Source organism: Macrococcus brunensis (assembly GCF_004359615.1).
GTDB classification, from domain to species: Bacteria; Bacillota; Bacilli; order Staphylococcales; family Staphylococcaceae; genus Macrococcus; species Macrococcus brunensis.
Genome location: NZ_SCWA01000001.1, coordinates 150429 through 177134, shown reverse-complemented (window position 1 = coordinate 177134; position 26706 = coordinate 150429). Strand labels below are relative to the sequence as shown.

Here is a 26706-nt window from a genome sequence, read left to right as displayed (position 1 = left end):
ACTTTATCTATAGTAGAATAAACAAAAATATGAGGTGATGGTCATGTGGAGAATAAGAAAAATAGATGAATTAGCGGCGAGAGAGTGGTATGACATCACAAAACTGAGAGTGGATACCTTCGTTGTGGAACAGCAGTGTGCTTATCCTGAAATAGATGAGCAGGATCTCTCTGCTCTTCATATCACCAGATTTGGTAATGGTCTAGAAGCGTATGCCAGAATTATTGAAGATAAAGATATTTATATCGGACGCGTCATTGTAAATCAGAGTTTTCGGCAGAGAGGGCTAGCTCGGGAACTGATGACTGTCTGTCTGGACTATATCGATGAACATTATCCGGGTCAGTGTGTGAAACTGCAGGCGCAGGCTCATCTCACTGATTTCTACCGGACATTCGGCTTTAAGGAGATATCCGTTACTTACTTTGAAGATATGATTCCGCATGTCGATATGGAGCGTAGCAATGAAACAAATCTATAAAAGTGATTTCGTGTTACTGGATGAGAAACTGATTATCTGTTCGACTGATTCAGGTCTCTGCTCTTTCGGTCATGAACTGCCGAATATTAATGAGGTAAAGTGGGTCACTGGAGAAGCAGCAGATCAGCAAAACCAAAAATATATGGATGAAATGCAGGCTTATGCTGCAGGGGAACTTCCCGATTTCAACTGGACCTATGATTTAACAGGCACATCGTTTCAACTTGAAGTATGGGAGGCACTCCGTACTATTCCTTACGGCACAACCCGAACTTACAGCGATGTTGCTGATATGATCGGACGCGCAGCAGCTGTTCGTGCAGTCGGCGGTGCTATTGGGCGTAATCCTGTCCTGATCTCCATTCCTTGCCACCGTGTTATCGGTAAGAATGGCAAGCTGACCGGCTTCTCGAGTGGCCTTCATCTAAAAAGAAGATTGCTGGCTATCGAAGCTGTGCCTTATAATGATTGAGAGAGAAATGACATTCCTTGAAGATATAGAGTAAAATCACTTATTTAAAGTAGTAGGTATTAAGGTGCGGATATGTTACAATGAGAATGCTGAAAAAAGAAGGAGGTCCATCAATTGAAAGAACAAATTGAAGTTCTGATTCTGAACGGTGAGTTCAAGCGTGTCAGGCAGTTGATGACCGACCATGATTTCCTGGAGTTTGAAGAGGCATTCATCGGAGCGGCTCAGAATACGGAATCCGTTATGTTCTACACCTTTATTGTAGAAGTGATCAAAGAACACGAAAGTGCTGAACTGCATGATCTGGCATTTTTACTGCTTGTTTATCCGCTTAGTGATGTCACAGATGCATTCAAAGCAGCTTATTACCATGCTGAACGTTCCGCAGAATTGACAGAGTATAAGGAGGTCAAGAACTTACTGCAGCTCTTATTCCTTTATACTGTACCGGAACCTGTGCTCACAGATAGGCAGGCTTACCAGGTTGCAAAAGAAATTCTGAAACTGGATCCGCACAATAAGATTGCCAGAGATCTAATGAAAAAAGCAGTAAAGAATATGGATGCCGGAGTTGTTGATATCAATGATCTTGGCCGCTCTCGTAACGCATAAAATCCTCGGATTGTGATCCGAGGATTTCTTTATTCTTCCAGCCAGAGTTCAACTGGAACGATGACTGGAAACATACCGCGATCTTCAGTGATTTTTGTAATGATGGCAGAAGCTTTAGAGAATAATGGAACAGCATACATTTTTTCGTCGCTGAGAAGTTCCTGAAGGACATCATCTGAAGGATCTTCGCTTTTAACGATAATCGTCGCCTGAATGACGCCGTCGACCTGTGTGCCAAAATGTCCGAACATAAAGTTAAGGGTGAACTCAAAAATGTCATTGTCTTCGGGATGTTGTTCAATATCAATACGATGCATTTTAGTGATTTCAGGAGAATGCTGACTGAAATCCCGGACGTGCAGCTCTTTCAAGTGCATATGTACTACTTGCTTATGTAATTCCATTGTTAAGCTCCTCTCAAGTTAAATACATCCTTATTATAACCTATCTGTTTTGAAAATGTTTATTCATTATTAAGTCGGGTAAAATACTAATCGTGTTTAAAGAGTTTTTAATTCCATAGGAGGAGATGTAGTGTCAAAAAATACAGAAGCAGTTAAAATTGGATCAGCCTATGTAGGTGTAGTTGTTGGCGCAGGGTTTTCAACCGGTCAGGAAGTTTTGAAGTTTTTCACGAACTATGGTACTTATAGTTATTTAGCTATTCTGATTGCAGGTCTGATGCTGACATTCTTCGGGCGTCAAATCTCAAAAATCGGGAATGCACTGGATGCGGAAGATCATGTCGGTGCCATTCATTACTTATTTGGTGAAAAGCTTGGAAAAATCATTGACTATATTTTAATTTTCTTTCTTTATGCGTTATCAGTCGTGATGATTGCCGGTGCAGGAAGTGCTGCACATGAAAGTTTCGGTGTACCGACATGGCTCGGTTCACTGATCATGATGCTTGCAGTCAGCTTTACGTTATTGATGGATTTTAATAAAATTGTAAGTGCACTTGGAATGGTCACACCGTTCCTGATAGTAGTGGTGACAATCATAGCAGTTTACTTCTTCTTTAAAGGCACGCTGTCATTTAATGAAGTAAACAATCATATTGATACTTCCAGACAACCGTCACATTTATGGTGGTGGGATGGTATCCTGTACGGTGCTCTCGCATTCTCGACTGCTTTCAGCATGATGACAGCGATTGGCGGCGATGCAAGCCGTAGAGTTGTAGCAGGGCGTGGCGGCTTAATTGGGGGCCTTATTCTGCTGGTGCTGATTCTGATGGTTAACTCAGGATTACTGGCTGAACTGGATAAAGTCAACGAGGCCGCGATTCCGACAATCCTGTTAGGGCGTGAAATTCATCCTTTTGTGAGCGTTGCGCTGAGTATGATTATGTTACTTGTTATCTATAATACCATCGTCGGCCTGATGTACTCATTCGTTGCTCGTTTTACAGTCCCTTATTCTCGAAATTATAAATTACTGCTCTTCGGTTCTATGATAATCGGATATGCTCTCAGTTTCGTTGGTTTCGTAGAATTAGTTGATGTGATTTATCCGTTGATGGGCTACGTCGGACTTGCATTATGTATTGGTATCACAGTGAAATATTTCTTACGTAAGCGAAAAGGTAAGCAGCATATTGCATAACTCAAAGATACAGAGTAGAAACTCTGTATCTTTTGTGCTTAAAAAGGGTAAATGCTAGAATAAAGTGACAAATGAGTGGAGGCAGAATGATGCGAGTGTTATTGACAGGTGTCAGCGGCTATATCGGTAAAAATCTTTATGAATCACTGCACATGGAACATGACTTAGTGGTCGTATCCCAATACAAGCAGATATATGATGATGTCAGATGGATCAAAGGTGATATCTTTACTCTTGAAGATGTGACAAAAGCAATGGAGGACATTGATATCGCGATCTATTTCCTGGATCCGACAAAACGCTCATCCAAAACAATGGAAGCGTCATACAAAGATATGAATGCGCTTGCTGCAGATAACTATGGACGCGCAGCAGCAGCGATGAATGTGAAACAAATCATCTACGTAGCAGGTGCAGTAGAGGATAATGAAACACTGAAGATTCTTCGGTCGTATAAGACACCAGTCAGAGTGACGCATACAGAAATTAAACGAAAAGGCATGCTGGCTCGTTTTCAAAGCGCGAGAAGAGATGATGTCAGGATTATCAGACGTTTCAAGATTCCGAAGTCATGGACACTCGAGAAGTTTACGGCCTATTATTTCGACTACTACAAAAATGTCCTCCCGGGGCTGTCAAATGTTGAAATCCATGAGGACTCTTACTATCTGCAGGGCGCGAAGAGAGATTTAATTCATCTTAAGCGACGCACAGCCTTAAAAAATAATGACCGCCAGATATTTGATATCGCAGGCGGAGAACTGGCAACTATACGTGATCAGCATACCGGCACACTTGAATTCCGGCGGATGCTCGGGACGGAGGAGATTATGGTCTGTATCCATCGTTATGAGCCTTCTAAACCCTGGTTGTTCTATCAGCTTCTGCAGGCCCCGTTTCATGCACTGACGATGCGTATTTTTGAAGTTGATATGCGAATAGAGAAGTTCAACGAGGAACAGCGTAAAGGTCATACTGAAAATAAATGATATAAAAATCTATTCTGAAAGTATCAGAATAGATTTTTTGTTTCTTTCACGCATTAATTTAGCAATATATCAAAAAAATTAATATTATCACTACAAACTTTACTTAAAGTTTACAAAAAAGGTATCGTTTCATTTTATTTTGTTTTACACTAATAGATGTTGTGAGATTATTCCACATAATTCTAGGAGGATTTTCATGTTTACGAAGAAGAAAGACAAATTTATAGTACAGCTGGAAGATATGGCTGAAAATCTGAAACGTGCATCTGTTGTGTTTGGCGATATGTCTTTTCATAACGCATTTGACCTCAAGAAGTATGCCGATAATATTAAGTCATACGAAAAAAATGGTGATGATTTAATGCAGCAGATGATTTCAGATCTTAACCAGACATTTATCACACCGATTGAACGCGAAGATATTCTGGCCTTAGGTAATGCGATAGATGATGTCATGGACGGAATGGAAGAGACGTCTGCTATGTTCGAAATGTATGCAATAGAGTATTCTGACGACTTCATGAGTGAGTTCGTTAAAAATATTCAGGCCTGTGCAGATGAAATAAAAATGGCCGTTGATTTAATCGGTTCAAAGAAATTCTCGCATATCCGTGTCCATTCGATGAATATCAAAGATCATGAAACCATCTGTGATAACATTTTACGTCAATCCATTAAACACATTCTTTCTGTCGAAACAGAACCCGTCACTATCATGAAAATTAAAGATATCTACCAGGCACTTGAAAATATTGCGAACAAGTGTCAGACAGTCGCAAATAATCTTGAGTCAATCATTATGAAAAATAGTTAGGAGTTTCATGATGGATCATTTATTAATTATCACTATAGCCATCGCTGTCTTTGCACTGGTCTTTGACTTTATCAATGGCTTTCACGATACAGCAAATGCGATTGCAACAGCGGTCTCAACTAAAGCTTTAAAACCAAGACATGCCATTTTGATGGCGGCCCTCTTAAATTTTGTCGGTGCATTATATTCTACAGGTGTTGCGAAAACAGTGACGAAGGATATAGTAGATCCTTTCACCTTAATGAATGGATCGGTTGTGATTTTGGCAGCTTTGTTATCTGCTATTATCTGGAACTTGGTTACCTGGTATTACGGCATTCCGAGTTCTTCATCGCATGCATTGATCGGTTCTGTAGCAGGTGCAGCAATCGCCTCAGCAGGATTTGGTGTACTGCATTATAGCGGCTTCGTCAAAATCATTACGGCACTGATTATTTCTCCGTTATTGGCATTCGGAGTCGGTTATATTGTTTATTCAGTTTTTAAAGTCGTCTTTAAGAACAGTAATCTGACCCGGACGAATCGTAATTTCCGATTTTTCCAGATCTTCACAGCGGGACTTCAGGCTTTTTCTCATGGAACTAATGATGCTCAAAAAGCGATGGGGATTATTACAATGGCTCTCATTGCTGCCAACATGCAGACAGGTACGGAGATTCAGCGCTGGGTTCAAGTAGCCTGTGCGACAGCAATGGGGTTAGGGACAGCCGTAGGTGGCTGGAAGATTATTAAGACAGTCGGTGGAAACATCATGAAAATTCGTCCGGCTAATGGTGTGGCAGCTGATCTCAGTTCAGCGCTTATCATCTTCGGTGCGACGCATATTCATCTGCCAGTTTCTACTACACACGTCGTATCATCTTCTATACTGGGTGTAGGTTCTTCTCATCGTATTAAAGGTGTAAAGTGGACGACTGCACAGCGTATGGTCGTGACATGGGTTATTACATTACCGATATCATCTCTTATCGCTGCACTTGTTTATTTTATATTGCAATTATTTTTATAGAAGTTTAAAAAAGGGTAAACTTATCATGAGTTTACCTTTTTTATATGGGAGGAATGAACATGAAACATGTACTTTTTGTCCATAGCGCAAGTGAACAGCATTATGACAGTGGCAGCAATCCGCTGATTCGTTATTTAAAAAGCCAGCTGCAGGGAATTGAATGGCATACACCGTCTTTCCCGCGAGAAGATGGGCAAGTCTATATGAACTGGGTCAAAGTACTGACAGATAGTCTTAAGGATATACCTGATGAGGACGAGCTGATGATAATAGGTCATTCATTCGGCGGGACAGTCGTCATGAAATATCTGACAGAAAATCAAGATGCACATCATATCTCTAAAGTCGTGCTGATTGGCTCACCTTTCTTCGGATGTGATGACAAATTCAGTGCTTCAGAGAACAAGTTGAAAGAAAATGCAGAAGATACATTAGACAGCAAAATTATTCTGTATCATATCCAATCTGAAGATGATGACCGCGTCGATATCAGACATCAGGACTGCTGGCGGGAACACTTTAAAAGAGTGAACACAATTACGAAAACAGAAGGCAGACACGAATTTCATCAAGGTATAGAAGACTTGCTGCCGATTTTAGAATCTTAAGGAGATTGATGATGTATATAGGTGTAGATATCGGGACGACAAGTACAAAAGCGGTGCTGTTTGATCAGTCAGGTGCTGTAAAAGCTAAGCATCATGTGGAATATCCGCTTCTGACACCTGCACCGGATATTGCTGAACAGCGACCGGACGATATTTTAGAAGCGGTTATTGAAACGATTAAACAGGTCAGTCTTAAAAGTGCGGATCCGATTCGATTCGTCAGTTTTTCAAGCGCTATGCATAGTCTGATTGTAATGGACGAAGAACACCGGCCTCTGACCAACAGCATCACATGGGCTGATAACCGGAGTCAGGCCTATGCGAAAGAACTGAAGCTGAGTGATAGAGGTCAGGAAATATATGAAAAGACAGGTACACCGATACACGCGATGAGTCCGCTCTGCAAGCTGTTCTGGCTAAAACATGAAGATCCCGGAATCTATCAGCGTGCAGCCAGATTTATTGGTATTAAAGAATACGTCTTTCAGCGTTTCTTCGGCCAGTATGTCATAGATTATTCGATTGCCTCTGCTACAGGCCTGTTTAATATTCATGAAATGAGATTTGATGAAGGTATCTTAAAAGAATTAGAGATAGAAGAATATCAGCTATCTCAAGCGGTAGATACGACTTATATTCTGAAAGGCCTGAACGAGACTTTTGCAGAGAGAATGGGACTGGACTCTATGACCCCGGTTGTCATTGGTGCATCTGACGGTGTACTCAGTAATCTCGGCGTCGATGCCTTTAGACCCGGTGAAGTAGCGGTAACAATCGGAACAAGTGGTGCTATCCGGACTGTTGTAGATGCACCTCGTACTGATCATGAAGGCCGGCTCTTCTGTTATGCGCTCACGAAAGACAAGTGGGTAATCGGCGGTCCTGTCAATAATGGGGGCGTTGTTCTACGCTGGATACGTGATGAGTTTGCCGCAAGTGAAATTGAGACAGCCAGACGACTGGGGATTGATAGTTATGATGTTCTGATGCGTATTGCAGAGCAGGTACCTGCTGGCAGCAACGGACTAATCTTTCATCCATATCTGTCAGGTGAACGTGCGCCTTTATGGAATTCGGACGTCAGAGGGTCCTATATCGGTCTTACACTCGCCCATCAAAAAGAACATATGATACGTGCAGCATTAGAAGGTGTTCTTTATAATCTCTATACGGTGTTCATTGCTTTGACTGTACTGATGGATGAATCTGTGACATCAATCAAAGCGACAGGCGGTTTTGCACGCAGCAATCTGTGGCGTCAGATGATGGCAGATATATTCGATGAAAATCTGATTGTTCCAGAAAGCTATGAAAGTTCATGTCTGGGCGCTGTGGTACTGGGGCAGCTAGCGACAGGCGAGAAGCAGGATTTCTCACATGTTTCAGGCTGGGTCGGTCATTCATTCAAGCATATCCCTAACAGCGAGCATGTTCTGATTTACCGGGAAATATTGCCTATCTACATCGACATCGCTCAATCACTGACTGAGCAATATACACGTATAGCAGATTTTCAGCGCAAGCATAATTCTTTGTGAAATCACGCGTAGCCATGTAAAATGAATGCTACTAATTAATTAAAGAGGTAATGTCTATGAACTATCAAAATGTTTCTATTTCACGGTCCGGTCAGATTCGTCAGGCATGGCTGTATTTTATGTATTACTGGCTTATTTTTGCAGTCGGTACATTTGCAGGCCAGTTCGTTCCTCCTGCGCTTAGAATGTCAGTTTCGATTCTGATTATGGCTATCGTGCTGATTTCATTATTTGTGAAGTCATCGCGTAAATTCAGTGCACTGATTGCAAACGTGCTTGCTTTTCTGATAGGGGTTGTCAGCTATGCGTCATTTATGTATTTTCTGAATGATTTGGGTACGGTTGCTTTCTATCAGAATATTGGACTTGCAGTTGCTGCATTCTTTATGTTTGGATTTCTGGGTTATTTTGTGATCGGTGATGCGTCGAGCTTAGGTCGTTTGCTCTTCCCCGCTCTGATTGCCCTTATATTTGCGAGTATTCTCGGATTTTTTATTCATATTCCTATGTTCCATCTCGTGATTACTATTTTTGGACTGACTATTTTCCTCGGCTATACCATCTATGATTTTAACCGTATGAAACGAGGGGCATTCTCTCCGCGTGAAATGGGGTTCAACTTATTTATGAATTTATTGAACATCATTATGGATGTGCTGAGACTGGCCAGTATACTGAGAGATTAAGAGTGACATGAAGTCACTCTTTTTTTTGTGTGAAATAGTGTATAATAAGTTTATATTAAATCGAAAGAGAGATGGCTTTTATGGGTCGTAAATGGAATAATATCAAGGATAAAAAAGCAGCAAAAGACAAAAACACGAGTCGAATCTACGCAAAATTCGGACGTGAAATCTATGTGGCTGCGAAGTCTGGCGAACCGGACCCAGAATCAAATCAGAATCTGAAATTCGTACTGGAGCGTGCTAAAACTTACTCAGTACCTAAACATATCATTGACCGTGCAATTGAGAAAGCTAAGGGCGGCGGAGAAGAAAACTACGATGAGCTCCGTTATGAAGGTTTTGGACCAGCGGGTTCTATGCTGATTGTTGATGCGCTGACAAACAACGTCAATCGTACTGCGAGTGACGTACGAGCGGCATTTGGTAAGAATGGCGGAAACATGGGTGTATCCGGTTCTGTTGCCTATATGTTCGACAATACAGCCGTCTTTGGTTTTGAAGGTAAATCAGCTGACGAGACGCTCGAACTTCTGATGGAAGAAGATATCGACGTACGTGATGTGATGGAAGAAGAAGGACAGACCATTGTCTATGCTGAACCTGATCAGTTCGCAGCAGTTCAGAATGCACTGAATAATGCAGGTATCACAGAATTTACGGTTGCAGAACTTTCAATGCTTGCACAGAATGAGCTGGAATTATCAGAAGAAGACCTTGCAACATTTGAGAAACTGGTTGATGCGATAGAAGATTTAGAGGACGTACAGAACGTCTATCATAACGTGGAAATGTAAGCCAAGACTTTTCTTGGCTTTTTTTATAGGGGGAACTATGAAGAATAGACAGAAAGAGCAGCTGATCAGACAGCTCAATATGACACCACATCCGGAAGGTGGCTATTTCAGTGAGACATATCGTTCGGACATAACTACTGAAGGACGCGAACTATATTCGAGCATTTATTTTTTACTAGAAACAGGAAACATCTCACATTTCCACCGTATTGATGCCGACGAACTCTGGTATTTTCACGGGGGTGATGCACTGACATTACATATGATTATGGAGGACGGGACTTATCAATCTGTAAAGCTGGGCCTTGATGTGATAAATGGTGAAGTCCCGCAGTATCTAGTGCCCAAAAACACCATTTTTGCGTCAACCGTTGAGGAGGAGAATGAGTGGAGTCTGGTCGGTTGTATGGTTTCGCCTGGCTTTAAATTCGAAACGTTCGAACTCTTCACTCAGCATGAACTGATGGCAATGTATCCTGAACATGACGAGCTCATCGTAAAATATGCACTGAAGGAGATCAGAGACTAGTGGAAGCGGTAAAACAAAATAAAAAATTTCGTCCTGAGATTGAAGGACTACGTGTCGTAGCTGCCCTGTTAGTCGCGGTCTACCACATCTGGTTAGGGAAGGTGTCAGGAGGAGTAGATGTCTTCTTCGTTGTATCAGGCTTTCTGATTACGACGAGTCTGTTATCGAAAGTCAGAAGAACGGGTACTGTTAATTTCTTTGACTTTATCTTTGGACTACTGAGAAGATTAGTGCCTGCTGCATTTTTTGTTCTGTTTACAGTCATTATACTCAGTTACTTCTTCTTGCCGGAGGTGCAGTGGACGCAGACGATCAAAGAAATCTTTGCGTCAGCATTTTACTATGAAAACTGGCAGCTGGCTTTTACAGCTACTGATTATCTCGATCATACCAATGCCAAAAGTCCGGTTCAACATTACTGGGCAATGAGTATCCAGGGCCAATTCTACATCATCTGGTTCTTGATGATCTGGCTTGCTATCTGGTGTGCCAAATGGATGAAAACATCGGTGAAAAAACCGCTTTTCATTCTGTTTTTAATTCTATTTGCTGTTTCGTTTGTGTTTTCAGTTTATCTGACTGCTATCAATCAGCCGTGGGCCTACTTTGATACACGCACACGGGTCTGGGAGTTTGCGCTTGGCGGTTTAATTTGTCTGCTTCTGACTCGTAGTAAGCTGCCGCATATACTTGCTGGCATACTCGGCTGGCTGGGTTTACTGATGCTGATATCGTGTGGCCTGCTGCTGAATGTATCATCACTGTTCCCTGGCTATGTGGCATTATGGCCGACGCTGGCAGCAGTCTTCATTCTGATTTCAGGTGAGAACCCTTCGAAGTTTGGGGTGGAGAAACTGCTCGGTACATCCTGGATGGTTAAGCTTGGCGCATTGTCATATGGATTTTATTTATGGCACTGGGTAGTACTGACGTTCTATCATGTACTTAAAGAAGTGAAGCATGTTCCACTTACAGACGGCCTATTGATTATTGCAGGATCCCTTCTTCTGTCATGGCTGACGACGCGATTTGTCGAACAGCCGTTACGAAAAGTGAAGTTTCCGAATAAAAGTGTGCGCACAGCATTACTGCTCGGCAGCTTACTGGCGATTGTAGCGGGTAGCAATGCGTTCTGGCTATACCAGATGAATAGTGATCAGGCAGCTGACCAGAAACTGATAGGTTCAGATGATTATCCTGGTGCACGTGTAGTTGAAATGGACAGTGTGCCGAAAAAGGATTACCTGCCGGAAGCAGAAGCCATTAAAAATGATAAAGCAGCACCTTATACAGATGGCTGTCACGTAGCTGCGGGTGACCCGGTTGTTAAGGTTTGCGAATACGGTGTGACAGAAGATTATGATTATACTGTCGCTTTAGTAGGAAGTTCTCATGCGACGCACTGGCAGCCTGCGCTTGTAAAAATGGCAGAGAAAAATAAAATACGTGTTCTTAATATTACGAAGAGTGGCTGTCGCTTATCAACTTACAAAGCAAAAGACCCATCATGTATCGTCTGGAATAAGAATGTTGTTAACAAAATCGCTGCTGAGAAACCAGACATGGTCTTTGCGAATGCTGATATTGGTTACTGGAACGTTCATGAAGTGGAGAAGGGTTATATTGAGCAGTTTGAGGCACTGAATAAAAAAGGAATTGAAGTTTTCGGAGTACGTGATACGCCGTATTTCCGTAAAGATGTGCCGACTTGTGTCAATCACTACGGTGCCGATAGCCCGAGATGTCAGACTAAGCGAGAAGAACTGTTCCCTGAACCTTCTGACTGGTCTAAATTAAAGAACCCGCCTGAAAACATGCATGTTTTTGATTACACTGATTTCTTCTGTAATGAAGAAGTATGTAAGCCGGTTATTGGGAATGTTATGGCATATGTTGATAAAGGACATATCTCAAAATCTTATATGGAGACGTTGAGTCCCTATATAGAGAAAGACTTAATGCCTTTGCTTGAAAAAGTAAAAGAGAAACGTTCATCTTAGTGGATGAACGTTTTTTTCGTAAATAAAGATTAATTTCATTACAATATGAATAAGGAGATGATGCGATGATTCGAGAATTTAAAACAGCTGACATGGATCAGATTCAGGCAATGAATAAAGCAGAAGGCTGGGATAACCTGGTCGCTCGTCACGAACAGACCCTGAACAGTTGGCAGCATAGCATCGCATATGTCATGGAGATTGAAAATGAGATAGTCGGTTGTATCCGCGCACTGACGGATGGCTATGTCTCTTTATATGTCTGTGAGTTAATTGTCAGAGAAGACGTTCGAGGTAAGGGATATGGGCGAGACTTGCTGAATTTTGTGCATGATATCTATCCATCTACACGAATGGAACTGCTTGCAACAGCTAGTTCTAAAGAGTACTATGCACCCAGGTTCAGACCCTTTTATGGCTTTAGAAGAACATATCATGAAGACTTAAGGAGTGAATAGCATGGATTTAGGATTAAAGGATAAAGTAGCAGTGATTACAGGTTCAAGCAAAGGAATTGGCAAAGAAACAGCAGCACTGCTGACTGAAGAAGGCGCAAAAGTGATATTGGTTGCGCGTAATGAAGAAGGTTTACAAGAAGCTGTACAGACTATTAAGGAGAAAACCGGCCAGACTCTGAGTTACGTAGCGGCCGATGTGACAAAAGAAGAAGATGCAAAGAAAATTATTGCGCATGCAGTGGAAACTTATGGCCGTTTAGATATTCTGATTAATAACGCAGGTTCTGCATTCGCTGAAAACTTCGAGAATGTTGAACTGAGTGACTGGCAGAATGATTTAAATCTCAAGCTCTTCGGCTGGTTGCATATGATTCATGCGGCATTGCCTGAACTCAAGAAACAAGGCGGTGCCATCCTTAATCTGACAGCAGTCGCTGGCAAAACACCGCCCGCTAACTCATCACCGACATCTGTTTCGCGTGCAGCAGGACTTGCACTGACCAATACCCTTAGCAAGGATCTCGCACCTTACAATATTCGTGTCAATGCGGTCTGTATCGGACTGATACGCAGTGGTCAGATTGAGAAACGCTGGCAGCAGGAAGCCCCTGAAAAATCGTGGGAAGAATATGCAAGAGATCCAAAGTTTAATATACCGCTTGGACGAATCGGTGACACGAGAGAAGCGGCAAATGTGATCTCTTTCCTTGTTTCTGATGCTGCAAGCTATGTAACTGGAACAGCAGTTAATATCGATGGTGGCAGTGGCGCAGCGTTGTAGATTATCGAGAGTGATTAATGTGAAAAGTGAGTGATGAGCGATAAACAGTGAATATTGCTCATAACGCTAAATAAAATACTATTCGTAAACCGTATATCCTGAAGATATACGGTTATTTGCATGTCATAAGAAATATTTAAAATAATACTTGCTCTTACACCGTACTAACTGTATTATATTAATTAATACAGTTAGTACAATATTTAAAAGGAGGTCATCTATTGATTTCAATTGATAACCGCAGCCGTACGCCTTTATATGAGCAATTGATGGAAAACATCAAATTGCAGATCATTAGAGGTGTCATGAAACCTGATGAACAGCTTCCATCTGTCAGACAACTGGCCCAGGAACTGACCATCAATCCCAATACAATTCAAAAAGCTTACCGAGAGCTTGAACGGGAAGGCTTCACTTATTCTATTCCAGGCCGAGGCAGCTTTGTTCAAAAAATAGAAACAGATATTAATAAGGAGCGTGTGGATGAATTGACAACTGAACTGGAACGTATCATACAGGAACTTTTATTCCTCGGTCTGACCAAAGAAGAACTACAGCAGAAAATTGAGCTTATCGCAGGAGGTGAACAGCATGAACGTCAAGGCAATTGAGGTTACTAAGTCATTTGACCGTTATCAGGCAGTCAGAGAAGCAACTTTAGAACTCGAACCAGGTACTATCCATGGTCTGCTCGGTTCTAACGGGGCCGGTAAGACGACTTTCCTGAAATTGCTGGCCGGTATATACCGGGCTGACAGCGGTCAGATTCTCTATGACAAAAGAGAGGTTTATGAAAACACTGCCGTAAAAGAAGCGATGCTTTTTATGCCGGACATTCCATATTTCTTTAACTATTCCAATTTGATTGAAATGGCCGGATTCTATAAAGAGTCGTATCCAGGGTTCAGCGACAGCCGGTTTCATCAGCTCGTTAAACTACTCAAGCTGAATCCAAAACAGCGCTTCAACCGTATGTCAAAAGGGATGAAACGTCAGGCGGCCTTCATTCTGTCACTATCCTGTCATCCGCAGGTACTCCTGCTGGATGAACCTTTTGATGGTCTGGATCCAGTAGTGAGACATACCATCAAGAATCTGCTGATCCAGGATGTGTCGAATCATCAAATGTCTATTTTAGTTTCGAGTCATAATCTACGTGAGATGGAAGACTTCTGTGACAGCATCTCTATCATGCATGAAGGTACGATGCTAATCAATCGTGAGCTCGATAGTCTGAAACGTGATCACTGTAAAGTTCAGGCTGCATTTGAAACGTTACCGCCTGAATCGTTCTATAGAGACTTAAAGGCACTCGACCGTAAAATAAAGGGGCGTGTTGTGACATGTATCACTGCAGGTAGTGACAGCCATATAGAAGAAATCATCACGAAGTATCATCCGCTCATGTATGATATTCTGCCGCTGACATTAGAAGAGATCTTTACTTATGAGATGGGAGGGCATGGTTATGCTATCGAAAACATTATCGTTGAATAAAGGGTTATTTCAGCATTTCTTTTTCAACAATTTAATCTTTATGGCGATCAATATCATCTGTACATTTTTCCTGCTGCCATTTGGCTATATTCTTATGACTTACAGCGGAGAAAGTCATTTGTACGGAGCTGATAATCATCTGCTAGGTTTTGATTCTGCTGTCCTTTCAACCTTCTTTGTCGGTACATTATTTTACGGTGTGCTTAGCGGGCTTGGTATGACTTATTTCCTGAAGAATGAAGAGGCGTCTGACTTTATGCATAGTCTGCCGTTTAAAAGGAATCAGATACTGGCACATATGCTGGCTGCTTTTACAGCGACAGTAGCCATGAACTTAATGATTAACGGTATTATTCTTGGTTTGTTTTCATTCCATTTTAAGGACATCACGGCTGGTAAAATCTTTGACTGGGTGATTCTTACTTTAATCATTTCACTGTTTGCATTCATATTTACACTCTTTGTAGGACAGCTGATCAATCATTATTTTGGTCATCTCGTTCTGACAGGTTTACTGTTAATGCTGCCCGTTATCTTCCATAGTCTCGCGACGGGAATATACAATAACTTATTTCGCGGAGCGACAGTACTGGATTTTGATCCAGGACAGGAAAAAGTCTATACATTATCAGAGAACCTGACATTCCCGATTGGCATGGTGAATCATATCGTTGATCACATAGACTGGCTGTATTTCGGGATAGCGATGATTGTAGCTTGCATACTGCTCGCTGCGACATATTTCCTATATGAACGACGTCGCAATGAGCGTATTGTTCATTCTTTCCAGCGTTCTTGGCTTGAGTGGTCATTTATCACGCTGGTCGTGCTTTTAGGTGTGATGGTTGCCGGAACTATTTTCACTTCGGGCATTCAGAATTTATTCGTGATTGCTGTTATTTATATTCTGTCATTCCTGATTATCTATCTGCTTGCGCAGGCAGTCAATCAGAGAAGTCCGCGTGTTAGACTGAACTTCCGGTCTATGGGGCTGACGTTTCTGGTGGTCGCACTTATACTTGCAACGACATATGCATTTGGTAAATGGCAGGAAGGGTACGTACCTGATACAGATAAAGTAGCTTCAGTGAATATGGAGACCGAAATGGCTGAAGAGGGAAGACCGCATTTAGAAAGTTATGTAAAGGATCCCGCATATATAAAAGAAGTGGTGGCGATGCATCATGATATTATCAATCATAATGCCAATGATTCATACGGCAGCTTCTCGGTCACATATAAGATGAAAGATGGGACACTTCAACACCGATCATATACCGATCTGTCAGAAGAACAGTTTAAGAAAGCATCACGATTAACAGATGATAAAACTTACAGTAAAGCAATCACAGAAGGTTATGACTGGGATGACTTGAAACGATACTCTGTTAATATCCAGTATGGTGAAGATGATATTCGAACGATTGAACCTGAAGATAATTCAAAATTTCTAAAAGCATTTAAAGCAGATATGGCAGAAGCAAACACTGAATATTCGCCGGTTCGTATCTCGTCCAGCCCAGTCTATGTAACGCTTGAACAATTAGATGGCAGTTTTGTTGACTTCAATATATCTCCTTATCATCCGCACTTAATTCAGTACATGATTGATGAAAAAATGATTAAACAGCCAAGTGATATTTTTAATGCAGATGAATATTATCGTTTAAATGTTAAACCGGATCATTTTAAAGGTCAGACCATTTTTGAAAAAAGAGAACTTAAAAAATTAAAGAAAACTAAAGTAAGTGAGAAAGCATTCAATCAAGCAATGAACGATGGTTCTGCTGATGTTGATGGTAATTATATATATGCTGTAGGTAGTGATGATATATTTGCTATAATTAATATGAATAAAGAAGTGAAATAAGAAGATGCCTGCATCTTCTTATTTACTTATAACCCGGGAAATGGAGGATGCCATGGCAGAGAAAAAAACAACAGCCAAAAAACCAGCTGCTAAAAAGGTAGCAGCAAAGAAAACGACAGCCAAAAAGACAATCCCAAAAAACCGAAAGGCCGCAGCGGTTAAAAGAAAACCGAAATCTAAAAAGAAAAAATCGCTGGGTAAATGGATAGTAGGAAGCTTATTTTTAATCGTCACTGCTGTCGCGGTCTTTAATGTTCTGAAGCCGATGCCAGTAGGCCTGTCTAAACGTTTTGAACCGAGCAGAACCAATAATGTGAAGCTCTTGCTTGATAATACATATGGTCATAAATATGATCATGAAATCTTCAATACTGTCTTTCAGACGATAGATGAGGCAGATGATTTCATTATCCTGGATATGTTTTTATTTAACGATGCCTATGATGGTAATGAAAAATTTCCTGACTTAACAGGTGAGCTGACAAGACATTTAATCAAGAAGAAAGAGGAGAACCCGAATATTCGTATTTATGTACTGACTGATCCGATTAATTCTGTTTATGGCAGTTATACACCCGCTCATTATAAGCAGATGCGCGCACATGATATTTTTGTATATGAGACGGATCTGACGAAACTACGGGACTCTAACCCGCTTTATTCCGGTTTTTGGCGTTCCACTTTTTATTTTTTAGGCAATAGTGAGAACGGGCATATTACGAATATCTTCTCGAAGAAGGCGCCTGATGTTACGGTAAGAGGAATGGCGGAGCTTCTTAATTTCAAGGCGAATCATCGTAAAACGCTTGTGACTGAAAAGTCCGCTATTATCGCGAGCAGTAATCCGCATAATCCAAGCGGCCATCATCAGAATATCGCGCTCAAAATGTCGGGTCGTATTCAGGAAGACTTGATCAGAAGTGAGGTTGCGGCCATCAATATGAGTGGCGGCAGCCTGGAAAGAGAAGATTTTACCATTCAGAACCGGGCCTTTGATAATATGATGGATTATGAAACAACGCTTGTGACTGAAGGCAAGATTAAAGAAGCAATGCTTGAATATATTGAAAAAACGAATGATAATGACACGATGAAAATAGGGATGTTTTATTTATCAGACCGCGACGTGATTGATGCACTCCTTAGAGCAGCCGATCGCGGGGTCAATATAAAGTTGATACTTGACGTCAATAAAGAGGCATTCGGCAAAGAGAAACCGGGTATACCGAATAAACCGGTCGCCCATGAACTAGTCTCAAGAAGCGATGACCGTATTCAGGTGAAATGGGCTGTCTCACATGGAGAGCAGTTCCATAACAAATATGTGCTGATCGAAGATGATCAGCAACAGACTTCAACTTTGTTTGTCGGCAGTGCGAACTTAACGCGTCGAAATATAGCAGATTATAATATGGAGACTGACGTCATTCTGTCGGGTAAGTCAAGTCTTCCTGTCTTTAAGGAACTGGATACAGATTTTGATGCTAAATGGAACAACGAATATGCGCATGTGACAGATAGCTATGATGTTAAGAAAGAAGCTTCGTTCTGGAAGACTGTACTTTACCGACTGCAGGAGTTGACAGGACTCTCCAGTTTCTAAAAAAATAGACGTTCAGCAGTATTGCTGAACGTCTATTTCTATTTACTGTACTGAACGAAATCGAAGTGAGTGCCTTCAAGACCGAGCTGCTGATAGAACTGGACTAAGTACCTTGCATTTGCATGTGCCCAGTGAATATCAGTTGCATATTGGGTCTGTCCAGGTGCATCCGGATTCCAGCGCATTTTGTAAAGGGTATTCTGTGATTCGCTTAAATAACCTGTTGAAATAAACTTAGCGCCACCGATGATGGCTTTATCAGGCGTATCCCAGCCGACATTGGCTGCATACTGTGCACCATATTTCACAGCATGTTTATCAAACGCACCGATTCCAAACATGTTGTAATATTTTTTCTTTTTATCAGCGCCTTTGACTTTCTTACCTTGCGCGAGTTCACTCGTTCCTTCACCTGTTTCAAGAAAAGCATGCGAGATTAAATAGATCTCATTAATACCATAACGTTCACTTGCGGTCTTGAATGCCTGTCCTCGTCCTTCTAAAATACCTTTACCTTGAAGTAAGTAATTGAGCTGCGCCACTGACAGGCCTTGAGGTTCTGTTAAATTCAGGAACTGATAACGATTCACGCTGTCAGCTGCCAGTTTACCTGTATCCATGGCAGCAAGAATAGCTGATTTAGGTGCGTTATACCACTTAATACCGTTAGAGGTCTGAGGTCTCGGCGTCAGTCTCATCTGAGCTTTATAGGCATCTTCAAGACTTGTTGCTACCATTCGGGCACCTGCAATAGGAGTTGCTTTGATTTCTGTTTTAACGACAGGTTTCTTAATGACAGATTGAGCAGGTTTCACAATCTTTTTCACTTTATTGACAGCTTGTCTGACTTGAGGTTTTTGCGCTTTTGTATGGCTGTTTGCTTTAATCCAGCCTGTTAAACCAGTAGGACGAGTGATTTCATGATAGACTTTACCACCGACCTGCAGCGACTGATTCACTGTCACACTTTCATTTTTAGGTGCACGATCAATGATTTGTCTCTCTGTTCCTTCAGGTACGCTGTAAACCTTTGTGCTTGCAGAAAGTACGAGTGTCGTATCAGGTTTAGCTGTATCCTTAACGGGACGGATAGTGAGGTCCTCAGCTGCAACGTAACCGATGGCATCATTGATGTCAGGTGTCACTTGAACACGGTAATAAGGTTTTTGATTGATCATCACTTGATCATTAACGTAAAGCGTATAATTGACATAATCACCTGCGACCTTTTTAGTCATGGCATTCATACTGGTGATGATAATAGAGTTAGTATCTTTAATATGACCCATTCTTAACGAATCCGCTTGAGCGTAAGCAGAAAAAATAACAGAAGAAAGCATCGTCATTGCAAGTGTGCGTTTAATGTATTTCATTCAGGACCTCCGAAAGCTTAGTGAATTTATTATACAGTATACGATTAATCAATGGCTGAGCTTTACAATAAATTAACGATTTGTCTTTAGAATGTTACGATAAACGATATCTGCGACCTTATCTGGTGATTCTTCGCAGTTATTCTTCAGCCAGAAATAGATGATGCCGAACTGTCCGCCTAATGTATAGTTAACGAAATATTCGGGATCCTGAAGATGATGATTTTTAATGATATGCATATAATTGTCTTTTAATACATTGAGAAATTTCTGAGTAAAGTTCTGAGCGGGATGAACAGTCATCAATGTCCGAAAGAACTTCTGATTGTTATAAATATATGAAAATAAATTATCTAAATAAAGAAGCGACAAGGTGCGAAGCGCATCACGGTCTATTATGCTGGCATCTGCAAACTGTTTGCCGATCAAATTGAGTTCTGAAAGATGGTGCTCTATTAGTCTATCCAGCAAATCATATTTATCAAGATAGTATGTATAAAAAGTGGATCGGTTGATATGCGCTTCTTCGCAGATCATTTTAATCGTAATTTCACGGAAACGATGTTCTTCTAATAGTTTTAAAAATTGTTTTTCTATCAGTATTTGTTTATCTGTCATAAGTACCTACTTCTTATATCTGTTATAATCATTTATTTTATCATGAATTCAAGATTGAGAAAATTAAAAAAACAAGTTGACACCTTATAAATGTACATGTACTATGAGTATAACTTCATAAAACTTATCAAGAGAGATTGAGGGATATGGCCCGATGACATCTCAGCAGCGGACTCGTTTACGAGCACTGTGCTAAATCCATCAAGCTTAGCTTGGCAGATAAAAGGACGTTTAAGACTTTTTAGCTTCTAGCTAAAAGGTCTTTTTTTATTTTTTAAGGAGGCTATCATGGCGATTATCGAGATTGACGAAGTATCAAAACAGTTTCAGACGAAGAAAGGAACAGTGACGGCACTGCAAGACGTCACGCTGAATATAGAGAGAGGACAGATATTCGGCATAGTGGGGTATTCCGGTGCAGGTAAATCGACTTTAATCCGGTTGATCAACAAGCTTGAGAAACCGACAAGCGGGCGAATAATTGTTGATGGTGAGAATATAACCACTTTAAAGCCACAGCTGCTCAGAAAAAGACGGCAGAATATCGGAATGATTTTTCAGCAGTTCAATCTTTTTAAGGCAAAGACAGTGGCAGAGAATATCAAATATCCTTTGAAACTTTCGAAGAAGTATTCGAAAGAAGAACTGGATCAGCGAGTAGATGAGTTACTTAATTTCGTCGGTTTATTAGATAAAAAATACGACTATCCGGCCCAGTTGTCAGGGGGGCAGAAACAGCGTATTGGTATCGCGCGTGCCTTAGCCACAAATCCAGAGATCCTGCTTTGTGATGAGGCAACATCTGCTCTTGATCCTGAGACAACAGACGAAATCCTACGTCTTCTGAAACGCATCAACCAGGAACTGAACATCACAATCGTACTGATCACCCATGAGATGGAAGTTGTCAAGGCTATCTGTGATGAAGTGGCGGTCATGGAACAAGGTCGGATTGTCGAACAGAACAAAGTATTTGAGCTATTCACGAATCCACTGCATCCGACGACAAAACGTTTTGTTCACTCTGTTCTGAATGACCACGTACCAAAAGGCGTAGAACGTTCACGCAAACTTTATCGGTTTATTTTTAACCATCAGCAGATACTGGAACCCGTGCTGAGTCAGATTGGACGTAAGTATGAAGTCGATTTCAATATTTTGTATGGCAGTATAACTGAGTTAACCGATCGTTTATTCGGTAATTTACTGATTGAAGCAGTCGGTCCAGATTACAAAGTCCAGTTTGCACTGCTTGAACTGAAACAGCATGGTATTGAAATCAAGGAGGTAGAAGGTTTTGAAAGCTGATTTATCTGAATTTTATCCGATTATTCTGCAGGAGCTTGTGAACACATTGATCATGGTGGGCATCACATTAGTACTTGCGGCGCTCATTGGTATTCCGCTCGGGATTTTACTTTATGCAACAGGTCGAGGCAATGTGCTTGAAAATCGCGCGGTCAACGTCACTTTAAACTTTCTGATTAACACAATCAGACCGATACCTTTCATTATCTTTCTGGTGGCCCTGATACCGATCACCCGATTTTTAGTCGGGACATCCATTGGTATATGGGCGGCTATCTTCCCGATGACGCTCGCTGCCTCGCTCTCTATCGCCCGGGTGGTGGAAAATAATATCATCTCTGTTGATAAAGGGGTCATTGAAGCAGCAGAAGCGATGGGGTCTACTAAGTTCGATATTCTGTTTAAAGTGCTTGTCCCTGAAGCAGCAGGTGCATTGATACTCGGTCTGACATTTACGACTGTCTCATTGATTGAATTCTCTGCTGTTGCCGGACTAGTGGGTGCTGGCGGCATTGGTTATCTCGCATTTACATATGGCTATCAGCGATTTGACGTCGCAGTCATGTTCATCACGGTTCTGATACTGATTATTCTTGTTCAGATCGTACAATTCATTGGCAATAAGATTGCAAATATATATACAAGTCGATTATAAGGAGAGAAAATGATGAAAAAATTAATTTGGGTTGTCTTAAGTGTGATTGTCTTTTTAGCAGCATGTGGAGGTAAGGACGAGAAAACGGTTAAAATAGGTGTGACAGGCGAAGATAAAACTGTCTGGAATATTATTAAAGAAAAGGCGGAAAAAGATGGCATTAAAGTAGAACTCGTTGAATTTCAGGATTACACGATTCCTAATAATGCACTGAATGAAGGGGAAATTGATTTAAACGCATTCCAGCATTTTGCGTTTTTAGAAGAATTCAAGAAAGCACATAACTTAGACATTACGCCAATCGGAACAACTGTATTTGCACCGATGGGTATTTATTCAGAGAAAATTAAAGACATCAAGGAACTGAAGAAAGGTGACACAGTCGCGATTCCGAATGATCCGACTAACCAGGCGCGCGCACTTCGTTTGCTTGAAACGGCGGGAATCATTAAATTAGATGATGATTTCGGACTATTAGGCGACCCATCAAAAGTAAAAGAGAACGACTTAGGCATTAAAATTAAAGCAATCGATGCACAGCAGACACCACGTGTATTACCGGACGTTGCGGCAAGTATCATCAATAACGGTGTAGCGGGTAAAGCAGGATTTGATACAAAGAACGACCCGATATATCTGGAAAATGCGAATGTTGATAACGCAAAACCTTACATCAATGTCATCGCAGCAAAAACAGAAAATAAAGATAAAGAAGAATACAAAAAAATCGTTGAATACTATCAGACACCAGAAGTAGCTGAAGCGATTAAGAAAAACTCAAATGGCGGCGAAGTTGTTCATAAGTTATCAGCAGATGAGATTAAACAAGTAGAAGAAGATGTGAAATAGTAGAGTGAGCACCTCGTTTTTATAGCGGGGTGTTTTTTTATGGATTTACCCGCCATCATTATCGAGTTTCTTCTATAATAATACGTCACTCATTAAGTTATATATTTCCCCTCCGCCATCTTTATCAAGTTTAATTAAGACATTTATCTCTCGTTGTCATTTTTCACCTCACTCTCATTATACGTACGCTTTGCGAATTTCATATTGATTATTTGTAAATGTAATCGTTTGCGATGTAAATAACGACGCGAAATCCAACACTTTGTTGAATATTGTTGGTTGATAGTGTGATGAAACTCACTATAATGTTATTTATGTGAAAAAATTATATGGAGGAATACACATGAGAAAAATAGTCTTAATCAATATCTTAACTTTAGTCATCCTTGCCGCTGCTGGTATCGCTGCATACCACTTCTACGATGAGTCAGTCAACTACGTTAAAACTGACAACGCAAAAGTAGACGGCACACAATTAACAATCGCTAGCCCTGCAGCAGGTAAACTGACTACATTTGACAAACAAGTCGGCGACGAAATCTCTAAAGACGACACTGTCGGTGAAGTAATGGCTCAAGGTGCTGATGGCAAACCATCTAAAGTAGACCTTAAAATGCCTCAAGACGGTACTATCGTAAAAACACAAGCAACTGAAAATGGTTTTGTTGGCGCGGGCACACCAATCGCTTACGCTTACGACATGAACGAATTATTCGTTACAGCAAATATTAAAGAAACAGAACTTGATGGCGTGAAAAAAGGTCAAGAAGTTGACGTATACGTTGATGGTTACAAAGATACTACACTTACAGGTGAAGTAGAACAAATCGGTTTTGCTACAGCTTCTAGCTTCTCATTATTACCATCATCAAACGGTAATGCGAACTTCACTAAAGTCACTCAAGTAGTGCCTGTTAAAATCAGCCTTTCTAAAGACAAATCATTAGACATCTTACCAGGGATGAATGTAACTGTACGCATTCATAAAAACTAAGGAGGTTATCGTATGACCTCATTTATCATTGCATATATCCTATTATCTCTGGCGGTATTCTTTGTTATCAACCGCCTTTTCCTGAGAAGAAAGAAAGTTAAACCGGTTGACACGAAAGAACAGGTTGTTGAAGAAACACCTGTTTATGACCATCAAGCGGAAAAAGTGACTTATGAGCAGCCAATCAAAACACATGTTGAACCTGCACAGCCAGAAGTCATCTATAACAGCTCGACACGCAGTACACATGAAAAAATAGAACCAGAATATTCAGAAGAAGTGATCTATGATAGTGAAGCAGCGCGCACTCATGAAGAAGTAGAAACTGCAACAGCTTCTACTGAAGAATCACCAAGAGAAGCAGCAGCTCATGCTCATGGTCCGAACTTAACATTCGGCAAAAATATCACGATTCCAAAAATCATTACTGCATTAATGATCGGGATGTTCATCGCAATCTTAAACCAGACGTTAATCAACGTCGCGTTACCAGTCTTAATCAATGACTTTGGTATCACGACTTCTACAGCACAGTGGTTAACAACAGGTTTCATGCTGGTCAATGGTATTTTAGTACCCATCAGTGCATTCCTGATTCAACGTTTCACATATCGTCAGTTATTCATGACGGCGATGATGTTCTTCACAGTCGGATCACTGATCTGTGCCATCGCAGGAAACTTCCCGATGATGATGGTCGGTCGTTTAACACAGGCAGTCGGTGCCGGTATCTTAATGCCACTTGGTACAAATATCTTCATGTCTATCTTCCCGCCCGACAAACGAGGTGCGGCAATGGGTATGATGGGTATTGCATTTATCTTAGCACCTGCCATTGGTCCGACATTAACAGGCTGGGTCATCCAGAACTATCACTGGAACGTGATGTTCTATGGTATGTTCATTATTGGTGCAATTGCACTTCTCATCGGTTCAGTGTGGTTCAAAATTGCACAGCCGACACATAATGCGAAACTTGATATTCCAGGTGTTATTTTCAGTACAATCGGTTTCGGTAGTATTCTTTACGGCTTCAGTGAAGCCGGTAACAAAGGCTGGGATTCACCAGTCGTTGATTCTACAATTATTATAGGTCTCATTTTCGTTGGTTTATTCGTCTATAGAGAACTGTCAATGAAGAACCCAATGATGGACCTTTCAACACTGAAATATTCAGGTTTCTCGTTTACAACATTGATCAACATCATCGTGACGATGGCGTTATTCGGTGGGATGATTCTTCTGCCAATTTATCTTCAATCTATCAGAGGATTCTCACCACTTGATTCAGGGTTGTTATTATTACCTGGTTCACTCTTGATGGGTCTGATGGGTCCTATCGCAGGTCGATTATTTGATAAAGTGGGTATTAAACCGCTAGCTATCTTTGGTCTTGCCATCATGACTTATGCAACGTGGGAACTGACTAAACTGAATATGGATACACCTTATAGTCATATATTAGGAATCTATATACTGCGTTCATTCGGTATGGCATTCATCATGATGCCGATTATGACAGCAGGTATGAACTCATTACCAGGCAGATTAATTCCTCACGGTAATGCATTCAGTAACACAATTCGTCAGCTTGCGGGTTCTATCGGTACTGCTATCTTAGTAACAGTGATGACGCAGCAGACTTCTGCTCATATCGGTGACATTGCTAACTCACTCGACAAAACGAATCCTGCTGTTATGAATCAGATTCAGCAGGCTGGACAAGCAGTGGGCAGTGATGCATTAGGTACACAGATGATGCTCGGCCGCATGCAGCAGCTGGCAACAATCAATGGTATCAATGATGCATTCTGGGTGGCAACTGTTCTCAGTGCCCTCGCATTTATCTTATCGTTCTTCCTGAAAGGTAAAGACCATTACCGTTCAGATGAAGCATAAAAGAGAAGCCCTGTGCTTCTCTTTTTTTGTATAAAGAATGACTTACATATGAATGACAAAGTAAAAAATACTATCTCTGCAATGGTTAATTTTATATAATAATGTGTAAGGAGTTGTGCGATTTGAAAACGAAATATATTGATAAACGCTACTGGCGCAGATTGCAGAAGAAAGAATATAAGGAACTAAGAATAGAAGACCACACATTTGATGGCATCGTGGGACTCGTTACGATGAAGAAAGTAAAATCACCTTTGCAAGTTGAAGTCGTAGGGACGACCATCACAGTGGCAGAAGTCGGTTATCAATGGCTGCAATTACTGCCTAAAGATAAACAATACAGCATCACTGCTATGTACGACCGTGCAGGAAAACCTGTCCAGTATTATATCGATATCAATGAAAGAAATATACTGGAGATGGGTGAGGCCAGAACAGCTGATATGTTTCTTGATATTCTTGTATTGCCGACGGGTGAATATGAGCTCGTGGACGAAGCAGATATCAAACGTGCGCTTCATAAAGGTGAGATCACTCAGGAACAGTACGATGCAGCCTATCAGACAGCACATGAGCTGATGAAGCGGATCAGCAGCGACTTCGTATCTTTTGCCGAAAAAGTAGAATATTGCAGACAAAAAATAGCCCCTACATTGTAGAG

General features: G+C 41.1%; 28 protein-coding genes and 1 riboswitch. Of the genes, 25 read left to right on the top strand and 3 right to left on the bottom strand.

The window, feature by feature from the left end:
• Positions 1-43 precede the first annotated feature (43 nt).
• The 3 genes from ERX27_RS00940 (at position 44) to ERX27_RS00930 (ending at position 1565) form a co-directional block, all read left to right on the top strand.
• The gene (locus tag ERX27_RS00940) at positions 44-481 is read left to right on the top strand and encodes a GNAT family N-acetyltransferase (protein ID WP_133430935.1); all 438 of its coding nucleotides are present in this window, start codon (positions 44-46) and stop codon (positions 479-481) included.
• Entirely contained in the window at positions 465-953 is a 489-nt protein-coding gene (locus tag ERX27_RS11560) for a methylated-DNA--[protein]-cysteine S-methyltransferase (protein WP_279434099.1), read from the top strand. The genes ERX27_RS00940 and ERX27_RS11560 overlap by 17 nt, the downstream gene beginning before the upstream one ends.
• Before the next feature lie 114 nt (positions 954-1067).
• On the top strand, positions 1068-1565 hold the full coding sequence (locus ERX27_RS00930; RefSeq protein ID WP_133430933.1) for a hypothetical protein: 498 nt from the start codon (positions 1068-1070) through the stop codon (positions 1563-1565).
• Between the two features lie 29 nt (positions 1566-1594).
• Here the strand turns inward: ERX27_RS00930 and ERX27_RS00925 are convergent, their stop codons facing one another.
• Entirely contained in the window at positions 1595-1969 is a 375-nt protein-coding gene (locus tag ERX27_RS00925; RefSeq protein ID WP_133430932.1) for a hypothetical protein, read from the bottom strand.
• A 130-nt stretch (positions 1970-2099) separates the two neighbouring features.
• On the opposite strand from ERX27_RS00925, the gene ERX27_RS00920 reads away from it, so the two are divergent.
• The 16 genes from ERX27_RS00920 to ERX27_RS00845 all read left to right on the top strand — a co-directional run bounded on the left by ERX27_RS00920 (position 2100) and on the right by ERX27_RS00845 (position 18349).
• Positions 2100-3173 carry a YkvI family membrane protein gene (locus ERX27_RS00920; RefSeq protein ID WP_133430931.1) on the top strand — a complete coding sequence of 358 codons (1074 nt, stop codon included), beginning with the start codon at positions 2100-2102 and terminating at the stop codon, positions 3171-3173.
• Between the two features lie 89 nt (positions 3174-3262).
• On the top strand, positions 3263-4162 hold the full coding sequence (locus tag ERX27_RS00915) for an NAD-dependent epimerase/dehydratase family protein (protein WP_165983035.1): 900 nt from the start codon (positions 3263-3265) through the stop codon (positions 4160-4162).
• Positions 4163-4358: 196 nt separating this feature from the next.
• Entirely contained in the window at positions 4359-4976 is a 618-nt protein-coding gene (locus ERX27_RS00910; RefSeq protein ID WP_133430929.1) for a DUF47 domain-containing protein, read from the top strand.
• 10 nt (positions 4977-4986) lie between these two features.
• The gene (locus ERX27_RS00905) at positions 4987-5985 is read left to right on the top strand and encodes an inorganic phosphate transporter (RefSeq protein WP_133430928.1); all 999 of its coding nucleotides are present in this window, start codon (positions 4987-4989) and stop codon (positions 5983-5985) included.
• Between the two features lie 59 nt (positions 5986-6044).
• Complete coding sequence (locus ERX27_RS00900; protein ID WP_165983034.1) at positions 6045-6593, top strand: esterase/lipase family protein; 549 nt, start codon at positions 6045-6047, stop codon at positions 6591-6593.
• A gap of 8 nt (positions 6594-6601) precedes the next feature.
• Positions 6602-8131 (top strand): gluconokinase, encoded by a 1530-nt coding sequence (gene gntK, locus ERX27_RS00895; protein WP_133430926.1) that lies wholly within the window; start codon positions 6602-6604, stop codon positions 8129-8131.
• A gap of 56 nt (positions 8132-8187) precedes the next feature.
• A complete protein-coding gene (locus ERX27_RS00890; protein WP_243715850.1) occupies positions 8188-8817 on the top strand; it encodes a Bax inhibitor-1/YccA family protein in 630 nt (209 codons plus the stop codon).
• Between the two features lie 80 nt (positions 8818-8897).
• Positions 8898-9611 carry a YebC/PmpR family DNA-binding transcriptional regulator gene (locus ERX27_RS00885; protein WP_133430924.1) on the top strand — a complete coding sequence of 238 codons (714 nt, stop codon included), beginning with the start codon at positions 8898-8900 and terminating at the stop codon, positions 9609-9611.
• 37 nt (positions 9612-9648) lie between these two features.
• Positions 9649-10140 carry a cupin domain-containing protein gene (locus ERX27_RS00880; RefSeq protein ID WP_133430923.1) on the top strand — a complete coding sequence of 164 codons (492 nt, stop codon included), beginning with the start codon at positions 9649-9651 and terminating at the stop codon, positions 10138-10140.
• Positions 10140-12140: an acyltransferase family protein gene (locus tag ERX27_RS00875; RefSeq protein WP_165983033.1), complete on the top strand. Its 2001-nt coding sequence runs from the start codon at positions 10140-10142 to the stop codon at positions 12138-12140. The genes ERX27_RS00880 and ERX27_RS00875 overlap by 1 nt, the downstream gene beginning before the upstream one ends.
• Positions 12141-12205: 65 nt before the next feature.
• Positions 12206-12598, top strand: a complete 393-nt coding sequence (locus tag ERX27_RS00870) for a GNAT family N-acetyltransferase (RefSeq protein ID WP_133430921.1) — start codon at positions 12206-12208, stop codon at positions 12596-12598.
• A gap of 1 nt (position 12599) precedes the next feature.
• Complete coding sequence (locus tag ERX27_RS00865) at positions 12600-13379, top strand: SDR family NAD(P)-dependent oxidoreductase (protein WP_133430920.1); 780 nt, start codon at positions 12600-12602, stop codon at positions 13377-13379.
• A 221-nt stretch (positions 13380-13600) separates the two neighbouring features.
• The gene (locus tag ERX27_RS00860) at positions 13601-13990 is read left to right on the top strand and encodes a GntR family transcriptional regulator (protein WP_133430919.1); all 390 of its coding nucleotides are present in this window, start codon (positions 13601-13603) and stop codon (positions 13988-13990) included.
• On the top strand, positions 13971-14876 hold the full coding sequence (locus tag ERX27_RS00855; protein WP_133430918.1) for an ABC transporter ATP-binding protein: 906 nt from the start codon (positions 13971-13973) through the stop codon (positions 14874-14876). Before ERX27_RS00860 ends, ERX27_RS00855 begins: the two co-directional genes overlap by 20 nt.
• Entirely contained in the window at positions 14848-16746 is a 1899-nt protein-coding gene (locus tag ERX27_RS00850; RefSeq protein ID WP_133430917.1) for a hypothetical protein, read from the top strand. Before ERX27_RS00855 ends, ERX27_RS00850 begins: the two co-directional genes overlap by 29 nt.
• Positions 16747-16798: 52 nt before the next feature.
• Entirely contained in the window at positions 16799-18349 is a 1551-nt protein-coding gene (locus ERX27_RS00845; protein WP_133430916.1) for a phospholipase D family protein, read from the top strand.
• A 38-nt stretch (positions 18350-18387) separates the two neighbouring features.
• Here the strand turns inward: ERX27_RS00845 and ERX27_RS00840 are convergent, their stop codons facing one another.
• Positions 18388-19722, bottom strand: coding sequence for an N-acetylglucosaminidase (locus tag ERX27_RS00840; RefSeq protein WP_133430915.1), 1335 nt, complete (start codon positions 19720-19722; stop codon positions 18388-18390).
• A 72-nt stretch (positions 19723-19794) separates the two neighbouring features.
• A complete protein-coding gene (locus tag ERX27_RS00835) occupies positions 19795-20340 on the bottom strand; it encodes a TetR/AcrR family transcriptional regulator C-terminal domain-containing protein (RefSeq protein WP_133430914.1) in 546 nt (181 codons plus the stop codon).
• A gap of 121 nt (positions 20341-20461) precedes the next feature.
• Positions 20462-20566, top strand: a riboswitch (SAM riboswitch).
• 68 nt (positions 20567-20634) lie between these two features.
• Between ERX27_RS00835 and ERX27_RS00830 the strand changes: the two genes are divergently transcribed.
• From ERX27_RS00830 to ERX27_RS00805, 6 genes are all read left to right on the top strand, one after another.
• Entirely contained in the window at positions 20635-21648 is a 1014-nt protein-coding gene (locus ERX27_RS00830; RefSeq protein WP_133430960.1) for a methionine ABC transporter ATP-binding protein, read from the top strand.
• Entirely contained in the window at positions 21638-22303 is a 666-nt protein-coding gene (locus tag ERX27_RS00825; RefSeq protein WP_133430913.1) for a methionine ABC transporter permease, read from the top strand. The genes ERX27_RS00830 and ERX27_RS00825 overlap by 11 nt, the downstream gene beginning before the upstream one ends.
• Positions 22304-22315: 12 nt before the next feature.
• Positions 22316-23152 (top strand): MetQ/NlpA family ABC transporter substrate-binding protein, encoded by an 837-nt coding sequence (locus ERX27_RS00820; protein ID WP_133430912.1) that lies wholly within the window; start codon positions 22316-22318, stop codon positions 23150-23152.
• Positions 23153-23495: 343 nt separating this feature from the next.
• Entirely contained in the window at positions 23496-24146 is a 651-nt protein-coding gene (locus ERX27_RS00815; protein WP_133430911.1) for an HlyD family secretion protein, read from the top strand.
• Between the two features lie 12 nt (positions 24147-24158).
• Positions 24159-26045: a DHA2 family efflux MFS transporter permease subunit gene (locus ERX27_RS00810; protein WP_133430910.1), complete on the top strand. Its 1887-nt coding sequence runs from the start codon at positions 24159-24161 to the stop codon at positions 26043-26045.
• A gap of 122 nt (positions 26046-26167) precedes the next feature.
• Positions 26168-26704 carry a ribonuclease FAU-1 family protein gene (locus ERX27_RS00805; RefSeq protein ID WP_133430909.1) on the top strand — a complete coding sequence of 179 codons (537 nt, stop codon included), beginning with the start codon at positions 26168-26170 and terminating at the stop codon, positions 26702-26704.
• Positions 26705-26706: the final 2 nt, after the last annotated feature.

What these genes read in the sequence shown, in the direction of transcription:
- ERX27_RS00870 (WP_133430921.1), top strand. Translation starts at nt 12,206, where the DNA reads ATGATTCGAGAATTTAAAACAGCTGACATGGATCAGATTCAGGCAATG.
- ERX27_RS00855 (WP_133430918.1), top strand. Translation starts at nt 13,971, where the DNA reads ATGAACGTCAAGGCAATTGAGGTTACTAAGTCATTTGACCGTTATCAG.
- ERX27_RS00890 (WP_243715850.1), top strand. Translation starts at nt 8,188, where the DNA reads ATGAACTATCAAAATGTTTCTATTTCACGGTCCGGTCAGATTCGTCAG.
- ERX27_RS00835 (WP_133430914.1), bottom strand. Translation starts at nt 20,340, where the DNA reads ATGACAGATAAACAAATACTGATAGAAAAACAATTTTTAAAACTATTA.
- ERX27_RS00885 (WP_133430924.1), top strand. Translation starts at nt 8,898, where the DNA reads ATGGGTCGTAAATGGAATAATATCAAGGATAAAAAAGCAGCAAAAGAC.
- ERX27_RS00910 (WP_133430929.1), top strand. Translation starts at nt 4,359, where the DNA reads ATGTTTACGAAGAAGAAAGACAAATTTATAGTACAGCTGGAAGATATG.
- ERX27_RS11560 (WP_279434099.1), top strand. Translation starts at nt 465, where the DNA reads ATGAAACAAATCTATAAAAGTGATTTCGTGTTACTGGATGAGAAACTG.
- ERX27_RS00810 (WP_133430910.1), top strand. Translation starts at nt 24,159, where the DNA reads ATGACCTCATTTATCATTGCATATATCCTATTATCTCTGGCGGTATTC.
- ERX27_RS00880 (WP_133430923.1), top strand. Translation starts at nt 9,649, where the DNA reads ATGAAGAATAGACAGAAAGAGCAGCTGATCAGACAGCTCAATATGACA.
- ERX27_RS00840 (WP_133430915.1), bottom strand. Translation starts at nt 19,722, where the DNA reads ATGAAATACATTAAACGCACACTTGCAATGACGATGCTTTCTTCTGTT.
- ERX27_RS00940 (WP_133430935.1), top strand. Translation starts at nt 44, where the DNA reads ATGTGGAGAATAAGAAAAATAGATGAATTAGCGGCGAGAGAGTGGTAT.
- ERX27_RS00845 (WP_133430916.1), top strand. Translation starts at nt 16,799, where the DNA reads ATGGCAGAGAAAAAAACAACAGCCAAAAAACCAGCTGCTAAAAAGGTA.
- ERX27_RS00820 (WP_133430912.1), top strand. Translation starts at nt 22,316, where the DNA reads ATGAAAAAATTAATTTGGGTTGTCTTAAGTGTGATTGTCTTTTTAGCA.
- ERX27_RS00915 (WP_165983035.1), top strand. Translation starts at nt 3,263, where the DNA reads ATGCGAGTGTTATTGACAGGTGTCAGCGGCTATATCGGTAAAAATCTT.
- ERX27_RS00815 (WP_133430911.1), top strand. Translation starts at nt 23,496, where the DNA reads ATGAGAAAAATAGTCTTAATCAATATCTTAACTTTAGTCATCCTTGCC.
- ERX27_RS00865 (WP_133430920.1), top strand. Translation starts at nt 12,600, where the DNA reads ATGGATTTAGGATTAAAGGATAAAGTAGCAGTGATTACAGGTTCAAGC.
- gntK (WP_133430926.1), top strand. Translation starts at nt 6,602, where the DNA reads ATGATGTATATAGGTGTAGATATCGGGACGACAAGTACAAAAGCGGTG.
- ERX27_RS00900 (WP_165983034.1), top strand. Translation starts at nt 6,045, where the DNA reads ATGAAACATGTACTTTTTGTCCATAGCGCAAGTGAACAGCATTATGAC.
- ERX27_RS00905 (WP_133430928.1), top strand. Translation starts at nt 4,987, where the DNA reads ATGGATCATTTATTAATTATCACTATAGCCATCGCTGTCTTTGCACTG.
- ERX27_RS00850 (WP_133430917.1), top strand. Translation starts at nt 14,848, where the DNA reads ATGCTATCGAAAACATTATCGTTGAATAAAGGGTTATTTCAGCATTTC.
- ERX27_RS00925 (WP_133430932.1), bottom strand. Translation starts at nt 1,969, where the DNA reads ATGGAATTACATAAGCAAGTAGTACATATGCACTTGAAAGAGCTGCAC.